Annotated in this window: 16 protein-coding genes; 9 read left to right on the top strand and 7 right to left on the bottom strand. The window is 73.3% G+C overall.

Features of this window, described 5'->3' with window-relative positions:
* Positions 1–35: 35 nt before the first annotated feature.
* Positions 36–1,262 (top strand): cysteine desulfurase-like protein, encoded by a 1,227-nt coding sequence (locus ACF07S_RS30610; protein WP_391966686.1) that lies wholly within the window; start codon positions 36–38, stop codon positions 1,260–1,262.
* A gap of 236 nt (positions 1,263–1,498) precedes the next feature.
* On the opposite strand, the gene ACF07S_RS30605 is transcribed toward ACF07S_RS30610, so the two are convergent.
* Positions 1,499–3,412, bottom strand: a complete 1,914-nt coding sequence (locus ACF07S_RS30605; RefSeq protein WP_391975665.1) for an AMP-dependent synthetase/ligase — start codon at positions 3,410–3,412, stop codon at positions 1,499–1,501.
* Between the two features lie 253 nt (positions 3,413–3,665).
* The gene (locus tag ACF07S_RS30600) at positions 3,666–4,316 is read right to left on the bottom strand and encodes an FMN-dependent NADH-azoreductase (RefSeq protein WP_391966684.1); all 651 of its coding nucleotides are present in this window, start codon (positions 4,314–4,316) and stop codon (positions 3,666–3,668) included.
* Between the two features lie 127 nt (positions 4,317–4,443).
* On the opposite strand from ACF07S_RS30600, the gene ACF07S_RS30595 reads away from it, so the two are divergent.
* Positions 4,444–4,815, top strand: a complete 372-nt coding sequence (locus tag ACF07S_RS30595) for a winged helix-turn-helix transcriptional regulator (protein ID WP_391966683.1) — start codon at positions 4,444–4,446, stop codon at positions 4,813–4,815.
* 61 nt (positions 4,816–4,876) lie between these two features.
* Here the strand turns inward: ACF07S_RS30595 and ACF07S_RS30590 are convergent, their stop codons facing one another.
* Positions 4,877–5,422: a DoxX family protein gene (locus tag ACF07S_RS30590; RefSeq protein ID WP_391966682.1), complete on the bottom strand. Its 546-nt coding sequence runs from the start codon at positions 5,420–5,422 to the stop codon at positions 4,877–4,879.
* A gap of 941 nt (positions 5,423–6,363) precedes the next feature.
* Here ACF07S_RS30590 and ACF07S_RS30585 point away from each other — a divergent pair.
* The 4 genes from ACF07S_RS30585 (at position 6,364) to ACF07S_RS30570 (ending at position 12,259) form a co-directional block, all read left to right on the top strand.
* Positions 6,364–9,375, top strand: coding sequence for a family 16 glycoside hydrolase (locus ACF07S_RS30585; protein ID WP_391975664.1), 3,012 nt, complete (start codon positions 6,364–6,366; stop codon positions 9,373–9,375).
* A gap of 302 nt (positions 9,376–9,677) precedes the next feature.
* Positions 9,678–10,085 (top strand): YciI family protein, encoded by a 408-nt coding sequence (locus tag ACF07S_RS30580; RefSeq protein WP_391966680.1) that lies wholly within the window; start codon positions 9,678–9,680, stop codon positions 10,083–10,085.
* A gap of 8 nt (positions 10,086–10,093) precedes the next feature.
* Positions 10,094–11,239, top strand: coding sequence for an RNA polymerase sigma factor (locus ACF07S_RS30575; RefSeq protein ID WP_391975674.1), 1,146 nt, complete (start codon positions 10,094–10,096; stop codon positions 11,237–11,239).
* Between the two features lie 222 nt (positions 11,240–11,461).
* Positions 11,462–12,259, top strand: coding sequence for a VOC family protein (locus ACF07S_RS30570; protein WP_391975663.1), 798 nt, complete (start codon positions 11,462–11,464; stop codon positions 12,257–12,259).
* Between the two features lie 27 nt (positions 12,260–12,286).
* On the opposite strand, the gene ACF07S_RS30565 is transcribed toward ACF07S_RS30570, so the two are convergent.
* Positions 12,287–12,940: a phosphoribosyltransferase gene (locus ACF07S_RS30565; protein WP_391966678.1), complete on the bottom strand. Its 654-nt coding sequence runs from the start codon at positions 12,938–12,940 to the stop codon at positions 12,287–12,289.
* A 54-nt stretch (positions 12,941–12,994) separates the two neighbouring features.
* A complete protein-coding gene (locus ACF07S_RS30560) occupies positions 12,995–13,198 on the bottom strand; it encodes a hypothetical protein (RefSeq protein ID WP_391966677.1) in 204 nt (67 codons plus the stop codon).
* Between the two features lie 273 nt (positions 13,199–13,471).
* On the opposite strand from ACF07S_RS30560, the gene ACF07S_RS30555 reads away from it, so the two are divergent.
* Positions 13,472–14,233: a hypothetical protein gene (locus ACF07S_RS30555; RefSeq protein ID WP_391975662.1), complete on the top strand. Its 762-nt coding sequence runs from the start codon at positions 13,472–13,474 to the stop codon at positions 14,231–14,233.
* A 372-nt stretch (positions 14,234–14,605) separates the two neighbouring features.
* Here ACF07S_RS30555 and ligA read toward each other — a convergent pair whose 3' ends face one another.
* Positions 14,606–16,702 (bottom strand): NAD-dependent DNA ligase LigA, encoded by a 2,097-nt coding sequence (ligA, locus tag ACF07S_RS30550; protein WP_391975661.1) that lies wholly within the window; start codon positions 16,700–16,702, stop codon positions 14,606–14,608.
* A gap of 119 nt (positions 16,703–16,821) precedes the next feature.
* Between ligA and ACF07S_RS30545 the strand changes: the two genes are divergently transcribed.
* The gene (locus ACF07S_RS30545) at positions 16,822–17,391 is read left to right on the top strand and encodes a TetR/AcrR family transcriptional regulator (protein ID WP_391975660.1); all 570 of its coding nucleotides are present in this window, start codon (positions 16,822–16,824) and stop codon (positions 17,389–17,391) included.
* A gap of 118 nt (positions 17,392–17,509) precedes the next feature.
* Positions 17,510–18,697 carry a GDSL-type esterase/lipase family protein gene (locus ACF07S_RS30540; protein ID WP_391966673.1) on the top strand — a complete coding sequence of 396 codons (1,188 nt, stop codon included), beginning with the start codon at positions 17,510–17,512 and terminating at the stop codon, positions 18,695–18,697.
* Positions 18,698–18,724: 27 nt separating this feature from the next.
* Here ACF07S_RS30540 and ACF07S_RS30535 read toward each other — a convergent pair whose 3' ends face one another.
* Complete coding sequence (locus ACF07S_RS30535; RefSeq protein ID WP_391966672.1) at positions 18,725–19,819, bottom strand: glycoside hydrolase family 43 protein; 1,095 nt, start codon at positions 19,817–19,819, stop codon at positions 18,725–18,727.
* Positions 19,820–19,916 lie beyond the last annotated feature (97 nt).

Here is a 19,916-nt window from a genome sequence, read left to right as displayed (position 1 = left end):
CCACCCCCCAGGCCGTGTTCGACAGGAAGGCCCCCATGACGTACGACCTCACCGCCCTGCGTGCCCGGATTCCCGCACTGGCCGCCGGCACCGCGCACTTCGACGGCCCCGGCGGCACCCAGACGCCGCTGCCCGTGATCCAGGCGATCGGCGCCGCGCTGTCCCGGCCCCTCTCGATCCGGGGCGACGGCCTGCCCGGCGAGCGCAACGCCGAGACCCTCGTCGTCGAGGCCCGCCGCGCCATGGCCGATCTCCTGGGCGCCGACCCGGCGGGCATCGTCTTCGGGCGCAGCGCCACCCAGCTCACCTACGACTTCTCCCGCACGCTGGCCCGGAGCTGGTCGCCGGGCGACGAGGTGGTCGTCACGCGGCTGGACCACGACGCCAACATCCGCCCGTGGGTGCAGGCGGCGGAGCGGGCCGGCGCCACCGTCCGGTGGGCGGACTTCGACCCGGCCACCGGTGAACTGACGGCCGACGACGTCCGGGCCGTGCTCGGCGAGCGCACCCGGCTGGTGGCGGTCACCGCGGCCTCCAACCTGATCGGAACCATCCCCCCGGTCGCCGAGATCGCCGAGATCGTGCACGAGGCGGGCGCGCTGCTGTACGTCGACGGCGTGCACTACGCCGCCCACCGCCTGGTCGACATCGAGGCGCTGGGCGCGGACTTCCTCGTCTGCTCCCCGTACAAGTTCCTCGGCCCGCACCACGGCGTTCTGGCCGCCCGCCCCGAGCTGCTGGAGACACTGCGCCCGGACAAGCTGCTGCCCTCCGCGGACGCGGTCCCCGAGCGGTTCGAACTCGGCACGCTGCCCTACGAGTTCCTCGCCGGCACCCGCGCGGCCGTCGACTTCCTGGCCGGCCTGGCGGCGCGGCCGGGCGGCAGCCGCCGGGAACGGCTCGGCTCGGCGTTCGCGGTGATCGAGGAACACGAGGGCACGCTGCGGGGCCGGCTGGAGCAGGGTCTGGCGGCCTTCGGGGAGGTCACCGTCCTGTCCCGCGCGGCCCGGCGCACCCCGACCCTGCTGGTCACCCTCGACGGCCACCGCACCGAGGACGCCTACCGCTTCCTCGCCGAACGCGGCGTCCACGCGCCCTCCGGCTCGTTCTACGCGCTGGAGGCCTCCCGCCGTCTCGGCCTCGGGGACACCGGCGGCCTCCGCCTCGGCCTCGCGCCCTACACCAGCGGCGAGGACGTCGACCGCCTCCTGGCCGGCCTGTCCGCCTTCCTCGGACGGACGGCGGGGGCGCATGGCCGGTGACGGCGACGTCACCGGCCTCACCTACGGCCCCCGCGGCGCCACCGCCCCGGACGCCCCGCTCCGGCCCGCCTCCCCGCCCGGGCCTCCGCCGGTTCGAGGCGACCGTGACGACCGGGCGGGGAGAGGACGTCCGGGCCGCGCCGGCGGGCCCTTGGCGGCAGCTCCTCCCCCTCCTGCTGCCGGCCCGGAACCGCGTCCGCGCGCGGTGCCTCCGTTCCTCGCCGTGACGGAGCGGGTCAGGAGTACAGCGCCTCGATCTCCCGTGCGTACGCCTCCTGCGCCGCCTGTCGTCTGACCTTGAGCGAGGGGGTCAGCAGCCCGTTCTCCTCGGTGAACCCGCCCTCGACGAGGGCGAAGGCGCGGATGGACTCCGCGCGGGAGACCGCCTCGTTGGCGTGGTCGACGGCCCGCTGCACGTCGGCCCGCATCCGCGGGTCGCGGACCACCTCGGACATCGGGGTGCCGGCGGGCAGCCGGCGGACCGACAGCCAGTGGGCGACCGTCTCGGGGTCGAGGGCGATCAGCGCGGCCACGAAGGGACGGTTGTCGCCGACGACGAGGCACTGGCCGACGGGCGGGCGGCTGCGCAGACGGTCCTCCAGGACGGCCGGGGAGACGTTCTTGCCGCCGGAGGTGACGAGGATGTCCTTCTTGCGGCCGGTGATGGTCAGATAGCCGTCCTCGTCCAGGGAGCCGAGGTCGCCGGTGGTGAACCAGCCGTCGTCGAGCACCTCCCCCGTGGCGGCCGGATCGTTCCAGTAGGCACCGAAGACGATGCCGCCCTTGACGCGCACCTCGCCGTCGCCGGCGATCCGGACCGCGGTGCCGGGGACCGGGAGGCCGACCGTGCCGGGGCGGGGGCCCAGCGGCGGGACGATGGTGGCGGCGGCGGTGGTCTCGGTCAGGCCGTAGCCCTCGTACACCATGATTCCGGCCGCGTAGAAGAAGAGGTTGAGGTCGCGCTCCAGCGGGGAACCGCCGCTGATGGCGTAGCGCAGGCGCCCGCCGAGTTCCTCGCGGACACGGCGGTAGACCAGCAGGTCGTACAGCGCCCAGGCGGCGTACAGACCGGGGCCGGGGCCCTTTCCGCGGCCCAGGAACCGGTCCAGGTGGGCCTCGCCGAAGCGTACGGCGACGCGGTGGGCGCGTTCGAAGGAGGCGCCGCGGCCGATCTTCTCCGCGGTGGCCCGGCCGGTGTCGTGGATCTTCTCGAAGAGGTAGGGGACACCGACCAGGAACGTCGGGCGGAACGACTTGAGCGCGGGCCGCAGTTCGTCCGGCTTGATGCTCGGGCAGTGCCCGATCTCGATGCGCGCGAGCAGGCAGGCGATCTGGATGGTGCGGCCGAGGACGTGGGCCAGCGGGAGGAACAGCAGGGTCGAGGCGACCTGGCCGGTGACCTCCTTGAAGACGGGGTGCAGCAACTCCACGGTGTTGGCGGCCTCGGCGTGCAGGTTGGCGTGCGTGAGCACACAGCCCTTGGGGCGACCGGTGGTGCCGGAGGTGTAGCAGAGGGTCGCGACGGTGTCGGGGGTCAGGGCCGCGCGGCGCTCGGTGACCTCCTCGTCCAGGACCCCTTCGCCGAGCGTGGTGAGGTCGGCGAGGGCGTCCGCCTCCAGTTCCCACACGCGCGGGGGCGAGGGGTGGGCGGCGGTGCCGGTGGTGACGGTGGCGGTGTGCTCCGCGGTCTCCGTGACGACGTACCGGGCGCCGGAGTCGCGCACGATCCACTCCACCTGCTCCGCGGACGAGGTGGCGTAGACCGGCACCGTCCGGCCGCCGGCGGACCAGATCGCGAAGTCCAGGACCGTCCACTCGTAGCGGGTACGGGACATCACGGCGACCCGGTCGCCCGGTTCGAGGCCGGCGGCGATCAGCCCCTTGGCCACGGCGGTGACCTCCTGGGCGAAGGCCGCCGCCGTGACCGGACGCCAGGTGCCGTGCTCCTCGCGCCGCAGGACCACCGCGTCGGGCGCCTCGGCCGCGTTGGTGTACGGGATGTCGGCGGTGGTGCCGGTGGCCGGCGGGGCGAGGGGCGCCGTACGGGCCTCGCGCACGACGCCCCGCTCGTCCCTGACGGTCTCGGCTCTGGTACGGCCCGCCGGATCGGTGCGTCGTCTCGCCCGTTCCAGATCCCTGCGTACGCCCATGACGGCTCCCGGTCGCGGCTGATGCTCTCGTGCTGGTGCTGCCCTGCTTACTTACCCGAGAGTAAACTTACTAATGCGTAAGGAAGAGCCGACGGGCGGGTCGGCCGAGACGGTCCGCCGTGCGGACCGCCTCGGCCGGCTCGCGGATGCCGTGATCCCCGGTCCTGGCCGCCGGCGGCCAGGCGCACTCGGAGGGTTCACCCGGACCGGGGGCGCCGGGCGTGACCCGGCGTCGGGCGCGCCGTGACCGGGGCTACGCCGTCAGCCGCCCGGCGAGGGCCTTGGCCTTGGCGGCCGCGTCGTCGTGGGCGCGCTCGCGGGAGCTCTCGAAGAGCGGGACCAGCTCGCCCATCGCCGGGTTGTGCGGGGCCATGGTCAGCTCCGGGACGATGAAGTCGACGTCGAGTCCGAGGCCGTCGCCGAGCACCGCGCGCAGGTAGTTCTGGACGTACTCGAAGCCCTCGCGGGGGGTGCCGGGCGCGTAGGAGCCGCCGCGGCTGGCGATCACGGTGACCGGGGTGCCCTGGGCGGAGGGGTTCTCGCCGGCGGTGCGGCCCATGAGGATCACGTTGTCCAGCCACGCCTTGAGCGTCGAGGGGATCGTGAAGTTGTACATGGGGGCGCCGATCAGCAGGGCGTCCGCCCGCTCGAACTCCTCGATCAGCCTCAGGCGTTCGGCGAAGGCCGCGGCCTGCCCGGGGGTGTGCGCCGCCGGGTCCGCGAAGCCCGCCGTGTGGGCGTCGGCGGTGATGTGCGCAACGGGGTTCACGGAGAGGTCGCGGTGGATCACCGTGCCCTCGGGGTGCTGCTCCTCCCAGGCCTTGCGGAAGGTCGCCGCCACGGCGCGGGAGGCGGAGGCGGACGCCGGGAACACGGACGAGTCGATGTGCAGAAGGGTGGCCATCGGGGATGTCTCCAGGGGCGCAGGGCGGAGGCGTGTCACGCCACCGCTGACTTTTCGTACTCGACTATAAGTAACACAGATACTTACTTTTTTTCATCCCCTTGTGCCGAGGTAGTACCCTTGAGACATGGCGGTCGAGCAGGCGCACGAGGCATCGGCATGCAAGCGGGTGGACGGCGGTATCACCCGCGTCTTCCAGCTGCTCGGGAAGCGGTGGACGGGACCGATCGTCGCCGTGCTGGTGGAGCAGCCCGCGTACTTCGCCGATCTGCGCCGGGCCGTCCCCGGCATCAGCGAGCGGATGCTCTCCGACCGGCTGACGGAGCTGGGCGCCGCCGGACTGCTGACCCGTGAGGTCGACGAGGGGCCGCCGCTGCGGGTCACCTACCGTCTGACGGAATCGGGCGCGGCGCTGGGGCCCGCGCTCAAGGAGCTCGGCAGGTGGGCCGAGAGGTATCTGCCCGAATCCGGGTCCTGCGTGGAGTCGACGGGCTGCTGAAGCCCTCCGCCCATGGGCGCGCGGGCCCCGCGAGGTGCACGGCCGGGCACGCCGCCTCCGCCTACTCCTCGAACAGTGCCTCCTGCTCGCCCTCCTCGGCCTTCCGCAGCCGCCTGCCGCGCGCCCCCACGGTCACCACCGCGGCCGCCGCGGTCACGGCGAAGGCCACCGGAACCATCCAGCCCCGGTTGACCGCGTGGCCGAGGGCGTGGTCCAGGGAGAACCGGCCGGGACCGGTCACGGCGAGGCCGGCCGCCGTCAGGCCCAGGGACGCGGCGTACTCGAAGCCGCCCTCCTGGTTGAAGAAGCCGTTGGGCGCGTGCACGGCTGACGCGCCCGCCATCGCGCCGGCCGCCGCCGCACCCGCCGCAGGGGTGGCCAGGCCGAGCGCCAGCAGCGTGCCGCCGCCGGCCTCCGCGATCCCCGCCGCCATCGCGTTGGCCCGCCCGGGGACGTAGCCGATGGACTCCATGAACTGTCCCGTGCCCTCGATGCCGCCGCCGCCGAACCAGCCGAACAGTTTCTGCGCGCCGTGCGCCGCGAGCACCCCTCCCGTGCCCAGCCGGAGCAGCAGCAGTCCCAGATCGCGTCGGTCGTAACGGGTCACGTCGTCTCCCAGGGGCAGTGATGGCCCGACCACCGTCGCATCCCCACGGCCGTCCGGCCCGTCACCGGTCGCCGTCCGGGTGACGCGGGCCCGCGTGCGGCCGCCCCGGTGGTCATGGCCCCGCCCGGCCGTGAGCCGCTGTCCGTCTGCTCGGCGTCCGTCACGGGCGTCCACGAACGAGCCCTGGAAGTGCGGCGGTCGGTGTTCCCCGCGCAGGCGACGTGCGTCTATCCGAGCGGCGCCACCCACGACCTCGTCCCCGCCTGGTGGGACGGGCCGGCCTGGGCGGCCCTGGGCGCGTCGCTGCTGGCTCTGTCCGGGCTCCTACAGGCCCTGAGACGGCGCGGCCGGCGCCCGGGGCCCCCGGGGCGGGATCCTTCCTGAGCCGCTGCGCCGACGACCGGTGGCACCGTACGCAGTGCTGACGGCCGCACCGCCGTCCGGCAGCTCCCTGCGCGCGGACGACGGCTCGCGGGGCGCCGGCCCCGTCGTCGAGCGGGCCCGGGACGCCTGCCACGAGAACGGTGCGCCGCCCTGCCCCGCGCACCGGCCACCGGATCGCGGCCCCCACCGCGCCAACCGGCCGGCCGAACTCCATCTCACGGCCCGGCTCGCCGGCTTCGGCCCGGAGAGCGGGCACGCGGACTGTACAGGCGCCGAGTTCACCGCGGAGTCGCGCTCCCACGTCTTCGTCCACCGGCTCCCCACCGTCCCCCAGCGGGGGTGACCACCGCGTACGCCGCGGCGGGCCCGGCCCGGGACCCCCAGGGGCGTGCCGGATCGGCACGCCCCTCGATTGTTCGTCCCGGCACGGACTTTGAACTCATCGATGACAAAGTATGGACGCGCTCAGCAGAAGTCTCCTAGCGTGTCGGCCGCAACCGCTGGCGTTTTTCGGTACCGGAGTCTTCCGGCCCTCCGGTCGACCCACAGGAGGAAGCATGAGCGCACGGCTGTCCCGGCGCGCCCGAAGATGTCTGACAGGGCTGCTCGTCGGCGCGTTCGCCGCGGGTGGGCTCTGGGGACCTCCCCCGGCCTCGGCACAACCCGGCACCGCGGCGCAGGCCGACGTGCCGCCACAGGAGCCCGGCGTCACCCTGCGCGTCTTCGACGTCCAGGTCCCCCTCGACGAGATCTGCACCCTCAAGCCGGGGCAGACCCCCAACGTCGACCGGCTGATGCCGACCGTCGACTGGAAGACGACCGACGACTTCGGAGGGTTCAACGACAACTTCGTCACCCAGGTCACCGGCAACATCCACGCGCCGGCGGACGGTTCGTACACCTTCCGGCTGACCAGTGACGACGGCTCACGGCTGCTGATCGACGACAAGGTGGTCGTCGACCACGACGGACTGCACGGCGCGGAGCCCAAGGACGGCACCGTCCAGCTCACCGAGGGGATGCACTCGCTGCGCATCGACCACTTCGAGCGCGGTGGCGACCAGCAGATCACCCTCGCCTGGCAGCCCCCGGGCGCCGACGGCTTCGAGACCGTACCGCGGACGGCACTGAGCACCGACGCCGGCGTGGTCCGGGTGACCGCCCCGGGCCGCAAGGAGTGCGAGGGCTTCAGGGACGCGCCGGGCGACGGCCTCCCGCTCAACTCCGTGCGCCCCGACCACACCCTCACCGACCTCCGTCCCGAGGGCTTCGAACCGCAGGTCACCGGCATGGACTGGCTGCCCGACGGCCGTCTGGTGGTGAGCACCTGGGGCGGCACCGACAACACGGACGGCGAGGTCTACGTCCTCGACGACACCGCCGGCAGCACGGGCCCCGACAAGGTGAAGGCCACGAGGATCGCCGAGGGGCTCAAGGAGCCGATGGGCCTCAAGGTCGTCGACGGCACCATCTTCGTCTCCCAGAAGCACGAGTTGACGGAGCTGGGGGACAGCGACGGCGACGGCGTCATGGACAAGTCCAAGACGATCGCCACCTGGCCGTACGGCGGCAACTTCCACGAGTTCGCCTTCGGACTGCTGTACCGCGAGGGCCACTTCTACCTGAACCTGTCCGTGGCCATCAACTACGGCGGCGCCACCACGGACCCGCAGCCCGCACCCGGCCGGGGCTCGACCATCAAGGTGAACCGCAAGACCGGCAAGGTCAGTTACATCGCCGGCGGCCTCCGCACCCCGAACGGCATCGGCTGGGGTCCCGGCGGCGACATCTTCGCGACCGACAACCAGGGCGGCTGGCTGCCCGCGTCCAAGCTGGTCCACATCAAGCAGGACCGCTTCTTCAACCACTACACCAATCCCGCGGGCCCCTTCGACGCGGAGCCGGTGACCCAGCCGGTGCTCTGGCTGCCGCAGAACGAGATCGCCAACTCGCCGAGCACGCCCCTGTATCTGACCAAGGGCAGGTTCAAGGGCCAGCTGCTCCTCGGTGACGTCACCTACGGCGGCATCCAGCGCGCCTACCTGGAGAAGGTCAAGGGCCAGTACCAGGGCGCCGTCTTCCGCTTCACCCAGGGCCTGGAAGCCGGTGTGAACCGCATCGCCATGGGCCCCGACGGCGCGATCTACGCCGGCGGTCTGGGCGCGGACGGCAACTGGGGCCAGGAGGGCAAGCTCAAGTACGGTCTCCAGAAGCTGTCGCCCAACGGCGGCAACACCTTCGACATCCAGGCCATGCGGGCGAAGAAGGGCGGCTTCGAGCTGGAGTACACCCAGCCCCTGTCGCAGGAGACCGCTGACAACCTTGTCAGCCACTACGAGGCCCAGCAGTGGCGCTACACCCCGACGAGCGACTACGGCGGCCCCAAGATCGCCGAGGAGACCCTGAAGGTGACGTCGGCCAAGCTGTCGGACGACCGCAAGAAGGTGACCCTCGCCCTCGACGGGCTGAAGCCGGGCCGCGTCGTGCACCTGCGGTCCCCGCGTCCGTTCAGCTCGGCGTCCGGCGAGTCCCTGTGGAGCACCGAGGCCTGGTACACGCTGAACGCCGTGCCCGGCAAGCAGCCGGCACCGTCGTCGCTGTACGAGGCCGAGGAGGCGGCCATCACCGGAGCGGCGGGCATCAACACCAACCACCCGGGCCACTCCGGCAGCGGCTTCGTCGACCGGTACGCCACCCGGGGCGCCACCACCGCCTTCGACGTCGAGGTGCCCAAGCGCGGAACGTACGACGTGGGGCTGCGCTACGCCAACGGCCCGGACCCCTTCCGGGGCACCAAGTCCCTCTCCCTGTACGTCAACGGACGCAAGGTGAGACAGACCGAGCTGCGCGACACCGGCAACTGGGACACCTGGTCGACGCAGCGGGAGGCCCTGCCCCTGCGGGCCGGCCACAACACCATCGCCTACCGGTACGACGAGGGCGACACCGGCCACGTCAACCTCGACCTCATCACCGTCGACCCGCACGGCAGCCCCGTCGCCCTGTTCGACGGCGGCGGCCTCGACCGCTGGCAGCACACCGACGGCCGCCCGGCGCAGTGGCCGGTGGCCGACGGCGCGATGGAGGTCTGCTGCGGGGACATCCGCACCAAGGACAGTTTCGACGACTTCAAGCTGCACGTGGAGTTCCGGCTGCCCAAGCTCCCGCCGGACGTGACGGGACAGGACCGCGCCAACAGCGGCGTCTACCTCCAGGACCGCTACGAGCTCCAGATCCTGGACTCCTTCGGTGACACCACGCTCGACAACAACGAGGCAGGAGCGATCTACCTGAAGAAGGCCCCCGACGTGAACGCCGCCACGGCGCCCGAGACGTGGCAGTCGTACGACATCGTCTTCCGCGCGGCGCGCTACGACGCCGACGGCAGGAAGACGGCCGACGCGCGGATCACCGTCGTCTGGAACGGCAAGAAGATCCACGACAACGTCGCGATCGACAGCCCGACCGGAGGCGGAGCCGCCGAGGGTCCGGCCGCCGGAGCCGTCCGGCTGCAGGACCACGGGAACGCGGTGCGCTACCGCAACATCCGTATCGAGCCGCTGAGCTAGCGCGAAGCCGTGGCCGGGGCCCCACCGGGTGCCCCGGCCACGGCCGGGTGTTCCACGGCGGTGCCGGTTCCGGTGCGCCGGCCCGGCCCGCGGGCGCGGGAAGGCGAGCGTGCTGTGCGCCCGGGCCGGGACCCCGCGGCCGCTGATCCGGCGGGCCCGGCGGGCCCGGCTGCCGACCCGGCGGGCACATCGAGGCCGGAGCCGGAAAAAAGCCGGGCGGCGATGTCGAGAACGCGCGGCGGGCTCCGTCCCCGGGGTGAACGCGACCACAATGGGTCGCACCCGCACCGAGGAGTAAGACGATGGCCAAGTACCTGCTGCTCAAGCACTACCGCGGCGCTCCGGCAGCGGTCAACGACGTGCCGATGGACCAGTGGACGCCGGAGGAGATCTCGGCGCACGTGCAGTACATGAACGACTTCGCGGCCCGGCTCGAGAGGACCGGCGAGTTCGTCGACGGTCAGGCACTCGCCCCCGAGGGGACGTGGGTCCGCTACGACGGCGAGGGGCGCCCGCCGGTCACCGACGGCCCGTTCGCCGAGACCAAGGACCTCGTCGCCGGCTGGATGGTGATCGACGTCGACAGCCACGAGCGCGCCGTCGAACTGGCCGGAGAACTGTCGGCCGCCCCCGGGGCGGGTGGGAGGCCGATCCACGAGTGGCTCGAGGTGCGCCCGTTCCTGACCGCGCCGCCCACCATCACGGAGTGACCTCCGCGATGGACGAGGCCCGGCTCAGGAGCCTCACGCCGAGCGTGCTCACCGTCCTCGTCCGCCGCGGAGCCGACTTCGCGGCGGCCGAGGACGCCGTGCAGGACGCGCTGGTCGAGGCGGTCCGCGTCTGGCCGGCCGACCCGCCCCGCGACCCCAAGGGCTGGCTGATCACCGCGGCCTGGCGCAAGTTCCTCGACGCGACCCGGGCGGACACCGCCCGCCGCCGCCGGGAGGACCTCGTCGACGAGGAGCCGGCACCCGGCGCCGCGCCCGCGCTGGACGACACGCTCCAGCTCTACTTCCTGTGCGCGCACCCCTCGCTGACCCCGTCGTCGGCGGTCGCGCTCACGCTGCGCGCCGTCGGCGGGCTGACCACCCGCCAGATCGCCCGGGCCTACCTGGTGCCCGAGGCGACGATGGCGCAGCGGATCAGCCGGGCCAAGCGCACCGTCTCCGGCGTGCGGCTCGACCGGCCCGGCGACGTCGGCACCGTGCTGCGCGTCCTGTACCTGGTCTTCAACGAGGGCTATTCCGGGGACGTCGACCTCGCCGCCGAGGCGATCCGGCTCACCCGGCAGCTCGCGGCCCGGGTCGACCACCCCGAGGCGGCGGGACTGCTCGCCCTCATGCTGCTCCACCACGCCCGACGCGCCGCCCGGACCGCGCCCGACGGCAGCCTGGTACCGCTCGCCGAGCAGGACCGCGGCCGGTGGGACACCGGGGCGATCACCGAGGGTGTCGCGATCCTGCAGACGGCACTCGCCCGCGACCGGCTGGGCGAGTTCCAGGCGCAGGCCGCCATCGCGGCACTCCACGCCGACGCGCCCACCGCCGGGGAGACCGACTGGGTGCAGATCGTCGAGTGGTACGACGAGCTGACGCGCCTCACCGGCAATCCGCTCGTCCGGCTCAACCGCGCGGTCGCCGTCGGCGAGGCCGACGGACCGCGCGCCGGGCTGGCGGCGCTGGCGGCGCTGGACGACTCCCTGCCCCGCCACGCCGCGGTGGCGGCGTACCTCCACGAGCGCGACGGCGACCTGGCGACGGCGGCCCGGCTGTACGCCGAGGCGGCCCGGAAGGCCCCCGACCTCGCCGAACGCGACCACCTGACGCGTCAGGCCGCGCGGCTCAACTCCCGCCGACGCCGTTGACGCCCCGCGCCCGGGCGGCGTGGGAAACGCGTCGTGACCCCGTACGACAGCGTGCCCGGCCGTGCTCCGCACCCGATGCGCACCGCGTGCTCCAGGAGCACAACGCAGCGGGCGGCCCCCGCCGACCGCGCACCCCTCCCGCCGGGCGGCGAAGCCGAAGGGCGGGTGCCGGTGCCCGGTGGCACGCTGAGTCAAAGGCAATCCGCACGAAAGGACACCGCGGTGATCACCACTGACTTCGTCCCCGGTTCGCCCTGCTGGCTCGACCTGGGCGCCCCCGACGTGCGGGCCGCCGCCGCCTTCTACGGCGCGGTCCTCGGCTGGGACTACGAGTCCATGGGGGAGGGGGAGGACATGGAAGGGGGGACGTTCCGCAAGGACGGCAAGATCGTCGCCGGCCTCGGCGAACTCACCGAGGAAGGCGCGCGCAGCGCCTGGATGATCTACTACAGCGTCGCCGACGCCGACGCCACCACCCAGGCCGTGGAGCGCGCGGGGGGAACGGTACGGGTGGCGCCGACGGACCTCGAGCAATGGGGTCGGATGGCCCAGTACAGCGACCCGCTCGGAGGCCAGTTCGCCGTCTGGCAGCCGGGGGACACCCGGGGCGTCGACCTGGTGGACGAGCCGGGCTCACTGTCCTGGACCGAGCTGTACACGAGCGACGCGGCGGCCGCGAAGGAGTTCTACGGCGGCGTCCTCGGCTGGCGGTTCAGCGACACGGAGCTGCCGGGCGGCGCAGGCACGTACTCCCTGATCACCCCCGCCGGGCTGCCCGAGGAACGCATGCACGGCGGTCTCCTGCAGGTCGGCGCGGAGGACCTCGCGCCCGCGGGCGGCCGGCCGTACTGGCACCCGGTCTTCGCCGTCGCCGACTGCGACGCCGCGGTCGCCGAGGCCACCGGGAACGGCGGCAGCGTGCGGATGGGGCCGCAGGACGCGGAAGGCGTCGGCCGCCTGGCCGTCTGCCTCGACCCGTCCGGCGCGGACTTCGTGGTCCTCACGCCGGCCCGGAGCTGAGCACCGGCACCGGGCGAGGTCCAGCGTTCACCCGGCCGGGTGAAGCAGGCGCAGGGCGTCCAGTACCTCCCGGTCGGAGACCCGGGGGAAGTCGTCGTACCACTCACCCACGGACCGCACGTGCGGCGGCCGGTGCAGACAGACGACGTCGTCGGCCTCGTCCCGCAGCGCCGCGGCGGTGCCGTGACCGCACACCGGGACCGCCAGGGTGAGACGCAGGGGATCGCGGCGGCGCAGGTGGCGCAGGGCCGCTCGGGCGGTGATCCCCGTGGCCAGCCCGTCGTCCACCACCACGACGCTGTGGCCGCGGACCTCCGGGGCGGGGCGTCCGCCGCGGTAGACCCGCTCGCGCCGGAGCAGTTCGACGCGCTCCCGGGCCACCTCGGAGCCGAGCTTGTCCTCCGAGAGATGCAGGACCCGCAGCCCCGTGCGGTCGAACACCGGCGGGTCGTCCCCGGCGATCGCCCCGACACCCACCTCGGGCGCCCCGGGCACCGCGATCCTGCGGACGACGAGGACGTCCATCGGGACCCGCATCGCCCGGGCGATCTCCGCCCCGACCGGGACGCCACCGCGCGGCAGCGCCAGCACGGTCACATTCGCCAGATCGCCGTCGCTCGCCCACTCCAGCAGCCGGACGGCCAGCTCCTGTCCGGCGTGTTCACGGCTTCGGAATCGCACGGCTCGCTCCCTTCCTCGGCCACCGGTACCGGGTAACCGCCGGCGCCCCGGCACTCACCTGCCGGAATCAGGAACACCTGGGCCGGTGACGCGGTCGTCGGGGAGGCCGCCCCGGACCAGCCGGCGCCGGCCGGGCAGCCGGAGCGGACCCTCCGGCCGGCGGCGGCCGTCGTGGAGGACCTCCGGCCTGCCGCCGCCGTTCACACCGCGGGTGCGGAACCGGTCGTCCAGGACGCCGTACAGGTCGTGGCCGGGCACGGCGTCCTCTCGGAACCGGCGATCGGGACGCGGCCGACGCGGCCGACGCGGCCGACGCGACAGCGCGCGAGCCGGCCGCGACGGCGTCGGCGAGCGCCGCGTCCGCGTCCCCGGCGAACACCCGCGGCAGGCTCGGCACGACGGGCCGGTCCGCGCGCCGGCCGGGGCGGGCGCGACCGCTGCCGGCCGCTGTCCGCCGCACCCCGTCCCGGACCGTTGTCCGAGGCGTTCCGTACCCTCTCCGCGTACCGCACGGAACGAGGGAGGACGACGATGGCCGTCACCGCGCAGGACGCGATCGAGGCGCTGCGGGAACTGGGACGGCGCCTGCCGGACCTGTTCACGCTCGAGCCCGGGGTCACGGACGCCGGACCGAACGGGGCCGGGCCCCGGCTGCCCGACGACATGCGTACCCTGCTGCGGGCCGTGAGCGCCGTCCACACGGCCGCCGGCGACCGGCTGCACCTCGATCCCCGGGAGAGCAGGGCCGAGCGCCGGTGGATGCGGGGGCCGGGCGAGGAGAGCCGGGTGCTTCTCTCCCTGGCGACCGGTGACCACTTCTTCGTCGACGTGCACCCCGGGACCGGGGCGTGGGGCGCGGTGTTCTCCCGGTCCGCGGACTTCTCCGGCACCTATGCCTACTGCGCCCGCTCCCTCCCGGAGTTCCTCGTCGACTACGCCCGCGAGGCCCTGGCCCTCGCGGACCGGGTGAGGGCCGACCCGGACGCGTACGACCGGGACGAGGCGGAGTTCGACATCCAGTTCCCCTGCGAGGCGGTGTGGCACCTGGGCGTGGAGGTCTCCGGTATGCCCGTGGCCGAGCTGCGCGGCACGGACGACCCCGACCTGGCGGCGGTGATCGCCGGACTCCCGGACACGGCCTCCCTCGTCGACCTGCGCACGGTGGAGCCGCCGGCCCTGATGGAGCTGCGGCCGACGGACGGGGAGCAGGAGGTGTTCATGCGGTTCGGCCCGGAGCGGCAGTTCGCCGTGGCCGTACCCGAGGACGCGCCGTCACCGTACCCCGCGCACTGACGAGGACTCCGAGCCAGATTCCCGGCCCCGTCCCCGCGGACGGAAGCCGGCCGCGGGGCCTCCCGCGGTCGCGGCATGACGTGGACCCGGACCCGGCCCCAGGCCCGGAGCGGGATCCCTGTCACCGGCGTCACCGGAACCGCAGGCCGCCAGGTGGTCGCCGAACCGCTCGCCCGCCCGCACCTTCGCCCGCCGGGCCGGGGAGCACACGCACGCGTTCACGGCGGCTGACACCTCCGGCACGGCATGATCCCGCACCGGGACCCTGGACGGAGGCGGAAGGAGCGGCGGCGACGACCTCGTCCCGGGCCGGCCACCGGGGATGCCTGCGCCCCGCGACGACCGAGCGCGCAGGCGGGGGCGTCGGCCGGCTCAGTCCAGGAGTTCGGCGATCAGGGCGGCGAACTCCTCCGGGGTGGCGAGACGGACGCCGAGCTGTTCGGCCTTGGCGCGCTTGGAGCCGGCGCCCTCGCCCGCGACCACCAGGGTGGTCTTCCCGGAGACGCTGGAGGAGGAGCGTCCGCCGGCCCGTTCGACGAGTTCGTTCATCTCGTTGCGCGACAGCTTCCCCAGGCTTCCGGTCATCGCGCCCGTGACCACCACCGTCATCCCGGCCAGCGGGCCGTCCGCCGCCGGTGCCGCGGTCGGACCGTCGGCGGTGGCGGTGGCGGTGGCGTCGGCGGCCGGTGGCCACGTGGCGCCGGGCTCGGTCATGTTGACGCCGGCGGCGGCGAGTCTGTCGATCAGCGGGGCGAGTTCGGCCAGCTCCGCGACGATCGAGGGAGCCTTCTCCGCTCCGATGCCGTCGACCCGCTGCATCGCCTCGGCGTCGGCCGCACGGATGTTGTCCATGGTGGCGAAGTGGCGGGCGATACGCCGTGACATGGACCGTCCGGTGCCCCGGACACCCAGCGCGCACAGCACCCGTGACAGCGGTTGCTCCTTGGCCTTGGCGAGCGCGGCGAGCAGATTGTCCGTGCTGGTCTCACCCATCCGGTCCAGCGCCAGCAGCCGGTCGCGCCGGAGGGCGAACAGATCGGCGAGATCGGCGACCAGCCCCGCGTCGACGAGCTGGACGACACGGGTGGCGCCCAGGCCCTCGATGTCGAGCTGGTCGCGGCCCGCCGCGTAGGCGAGGGAAGCGACCAGATGACAGTTGCGGCCCTGCGCGCACCGCCAGCGTTCCTCGCCGGTGTCGATGTCCGAACCGCAGCGCGGGCACCGGGCCGGGAACACGACGGGCCGCTCCTCGCCCGTACGCAGATGGGCGACCGGTGCCTCGATGCGGGGGATGACGTCGCCGGCGCGGTACACCATGACGTGGTCGCCCAGACGCAGGTCCCGGCGGGTGATGTCGGCCGGGTTGTGCAGGGTGGCGTAGGTGATGGTCGACCCGTCGATGACGACCGGCTCGAGAACGCCGCGCGGCGCGATGATGCCGGTGCGGCCCACGTTCCACTCCACATCCAGCAGCCGGGTGATCTTCTCCACGGCCGGCAGCTTGTAGGCGATCGCCCACCGGGGCGCGCGCGAACCGGACCCGGCGGCCCGCCGGTCGGCGGCGAGGTCGGCCTTGACGACGATCCCGTCGATGCCGAACGGCAGCTCGGCACGGAGCGCGGCGATCTCCTTCACCCGGACCAGCACCTCCTCCGTCCCCTCGGCGACGACGTCCGGGACCGCGGTCCGGGCACTGGTGTGCACGCCGAGACCGGCGGCCAGGTCCATCAGCTCGCTGTGCGCGAGCTCGTTCAGCCGTCCGGCGAGGGCGGCGCCGGTGCCGGGCAGCGGCAGCAGCCCGTAGCCGAAGAACGTCATCGGCACCGTGTAGAGACGGTCCTTCGCCCGCAGGGTGCCCGCCGCCGCGTTGCGCGGGTTGGCGAACGGCTGCCCGCCGTGAGCGGTGCGCACCTCGTTGGCGTGCTCGAACTGGGCCGTGGTCATCAGGACCTCGCCGCGCACCTCCACGGTGACCGGCTCCTGCAGCTTCTCGGGCAGCCCCTCGATGGTGCCGATCGCGTGCGAGACGTCCTCCCCGGCCGTCCCGTCCCCGCGGGTGACCAGGCGGGTGAGCCTGCCGTCGCTGTAACGGGCGGCTATCGCGAGCCCGTCGAGTTTCGGGCCCACACCGAAGCGTGTCACGTCACGGCCGAGACGGCGGGACAGGGACGCGGTCCAGGCGGTGAACTCCTGCGCGGAGAACACGTTGTCGAGGCTGAGCATCGGCACCGTGTGGGGCACGTCGCCCTCGACCGCGCCACCGGCGACCTTCCCGGTGGGGGAGCCCGGCAGTATCCGGTCGGGATGCGCGGCCTCCCAGTCGGCGATGCCCCGTACCAGCCGGTCGTAGGCGTCGTCGTCCAGCGCGGAGGTGCCGCCCGTGTAGTAGGCGGCCGCCGCGCTCACGGCCTCCTCGACCGCCTGGGCGTAGGCGGTGGCGTCCACGATCACTGCTGCAGGTGTTGTCATGCGCCGCATCCTGCCGCCCGCCACTGACAACGGCGTCCGGCGGCGATCACGACCTGATGGCATTTGCCTAAAGGCTTTAGGCGTACGCATAATCACTTCAGCTGATCAGGAGGGTCAATATGGTTCGCGCGGGGCTGACTCCGGAGCGCCTCGCCAGGGCCGGGGCGGAGCTGGCCGACGAGGTCGGCTTCGAGCGGGTGACCGTCTCGGAGCTCGCCCGGCGGTTCGACGTCAAGGTGGCGAGCCTGTACTCCCATCTGAAGAACTCCCATGAGCTCAGGACGAGAATCGCGCTGCTCGCCCTGGAGGAACTCGCCGACCGGGCCGCCGACGCCCTGGCCGGTCGGTCCGGCAAGGACGCCCTGACCGCCCTGGCGGACGTCTACCGCGACTACGCGCGTGAGCACCCCGGCCGTTATGCCGCCGCACAGTTCCGGCTCGGCCCCGAGGACGCCGCGGGCAGCGCGGGAGTGCGGCACGCGCAGATGACCCGGGCCCTGCTGCGCGGCTACGACCTGGCGGAACCGGACCAGACCCATGCCGTCCGGCTGCTGGGCAGCGTCTTCCACGGCTACGTCAGCCTCGAGATGGGCGGTGGTTTCAGCCACAGCGCCCCCGACACGCAGGAGACCTGGTCCCGCATCCTCGACGCGCTGGACGCCCTCCTGCGCAACTGGCCCGCCTCCTGACCGCCCTCCCGCGCAACCGCCCGCCTCCCCCCGGCCGAGGGCCGTTCCCCGCTCCCGCGCCGGTCCAAGGCGACCAGCCCGTCCCTTCCCCCCTCCCTCCCGACGAACGGACCGAGCCATGGCCACCACCCCGCACCCCCGGATCACCACGCCCGTCACCGCGGACATCGTCCGCGGCGCCCTGGACCTGGAACACACCCCGCACGGGATCCTGCCGCACCGCCTGCCCGCCCGGGCCCGGGCCCAGAACACCGACGGCCAGCTCGCCATGGCCGAGTCCCAGCCCTCCGGCGTACGACTGGTCTTCCGCACCCGCGCGACCACCGTCGAACTGGACACACTGCCCACCAAACAGGTCTACGTGGGCGCCCCGCCCCGTCCGGACGGCGTGTACGAGCTGCTCGTCGACGGACGCCCCGCCGGCCGGGCCACTGTGACCGGCGGCAACAGCGTGATTATCGACATGAGCACGGGAACCGCCGAGAACCGCGCCGGAGCCGTCGGCACCCTCCGCTTCACGGGACTGTCCGAGGAGGACAAGACCGTCGAGATATGGCTGCCGCACAACGAGACCACCGAACTCGTCGCCCTGCGCACCGACGCCCCCGTCGGGCCCGCCCCCGCCTCCGGACGCAGGACGTGGCTCCACCACGGCAGTTCGATCAGCCACGGCTCCGACGCCGCGACCCCCACCACCACCTGGCCCGCGCTGGCCGCGGCACGGGGCGGCGTGGACCTGGTCAACCTGGGCCTCAGCGGCAGCGCCCTGCTCGACCCGTTCACCGCGCGGGCCATGCGCGACACACCCGCCGACCTGATCAGCGTCAAGATCGGCATCAACGTGGTCAACACCGACGCCATGCGGCTGCGCGCCTTCACACCCGCCGTCCACGGCTTCCTCGACACCGTCCGCGAGGGCCACCCCACCGCACCGCTGCTGGTGGTCTCCCCCCTCCTGTGCCCGATCCACGAGGACACACCCGGCCCCACCGGCCTCGACTTCGGCCACCTGGCCGAGGGGCGGCTCCTGTTCACCGCCACGGGCGACGCCGCGGAACGGGCCGTGGGCAAGCTGACGCTCGGCGTCGTCCGCGACGAGCTGGAGCGCGTCGTCGCGCAGCGGGCGGCGGACGACCCGCACCTGCACTACCTCGACGGCCGGGAACTGTACGGCGAGGCGGACTTCGCCGAACTGCCGCTTCCCGACCGGCTCCACCCCGACGCCGCCGCCCACCGCCGCATCGGCGAACGCTTCGCGGCGATCGCCTTCGCGGCGGGCGGACCGCTCACGGCCGGCCGGGACTGATCCCCGGGGCCCGGCCCCGGCTTCGGATCATTCGAAGAACTTCAGGCTCCAGCCGGTGTCCGTGTTCGGACCGGGGACGTTGGCGCGGCTGTAGGTGGTGTTGCCCCACCAGGCGAAGGTGCCCGTGTACCAGTAGCGGTTCTCCCACGTGTACGGCGTGCCCTTCGGCACCGCGTGGAACATCAGCGGGAACCTCGGGCCGGCGGGCGGACTCGTGGCGATGTCCCCGTGCAGCAGCACGAAGCTGTGATGACCGGGGCCGTTGACGTGCAGCGTCGGGTCCCAGCCGGCCATCATGGTGGCCCGGTTGGAGCCGAACAGGCAGCCGTTGGACTTGTACCAGTCCCACACGTACGTCGGATCGCCGCCGGCCCGCAGCCGCAGGTCGGCCATGCAGTACTGGTCGCTCCAGCTGCCGTTGGCGGAGTAGGTGATGTGCAGCTGCCCGTTCGGGTCCTTGACGGGCTCGGGGCCCTCGTTGATGAACGGGTTGCCGACCACCCGCTCCCAGCCCTCCCGGGGCTGCGAGATGACGTGGCGCGCGCCGGTCGGCGTGGTCGGGCTGCTCATCCGCGCGATGTAGATGTTCTGCTCGACGTCGGTGTCCCCGGCCCACCCGGACCAGACGAACCAGCGCTGTCCGTTGAAGGTGAACAGCGTCCCGTCGATGGCCCACTTGTCGTCCGGCAGGGCGAGCCGGGTCTCGGCGGAGTAACCGCTGTCGGGGCTGGCGGAGCTGATCACGAACATCCGGTGGGCCGCCCCGCGGCCGGCCGTGAAGTAGATGTAGTACCGACCGCCGTCCATCACGATCTCCGGAGCCCAGACCTCACCGCGGCCGCGGGTGTCCGACCAGACCTGGCGCGGCGTCGCCGAGGCCAGCGCGGACGTCGACGAGGCCTGCCGCACGGCGAGGCCCCCGCCGGTGGACTGCACGGAGATGTAGGTGCCGCCGACCCGGATCACGCTCGGGTCCGCGGCGCGCAGGCCGGTCTGGTCCGCGCGGGCGGGCTCGGCGGACGTCAGGGTCATCACGGCGGCGAGGACGCCGGACAGGGCGAAGCCGACGGCGCCGGTCAGCCGGCGGGACAGCCTCGGTGTCCTCCGTATGGGTCTGGCCATCGGTTCCGTCTCCTCCACGCCGGGATTTACATCGATGAAACAGTGCTCACAGGATTGTGACTGGATCCGGACATGTCAATAGGGGTGCCGGGCTCGG

It is taken from the genome of Streptomyces sp. NPDC016640, from assembly GCF_043076215.1.
Classification (GTDB): domain Bacteria; phylum Actinomycetota; class Actinomycetes; order Streptomycetales; family Streptomycetaceae; genus Streptomyces.
The sequence above is the reverse complement of the archived record's forward strand: the minus strand, read 5'-3'. Positions and strand labels throughout refer to the sequence as shown.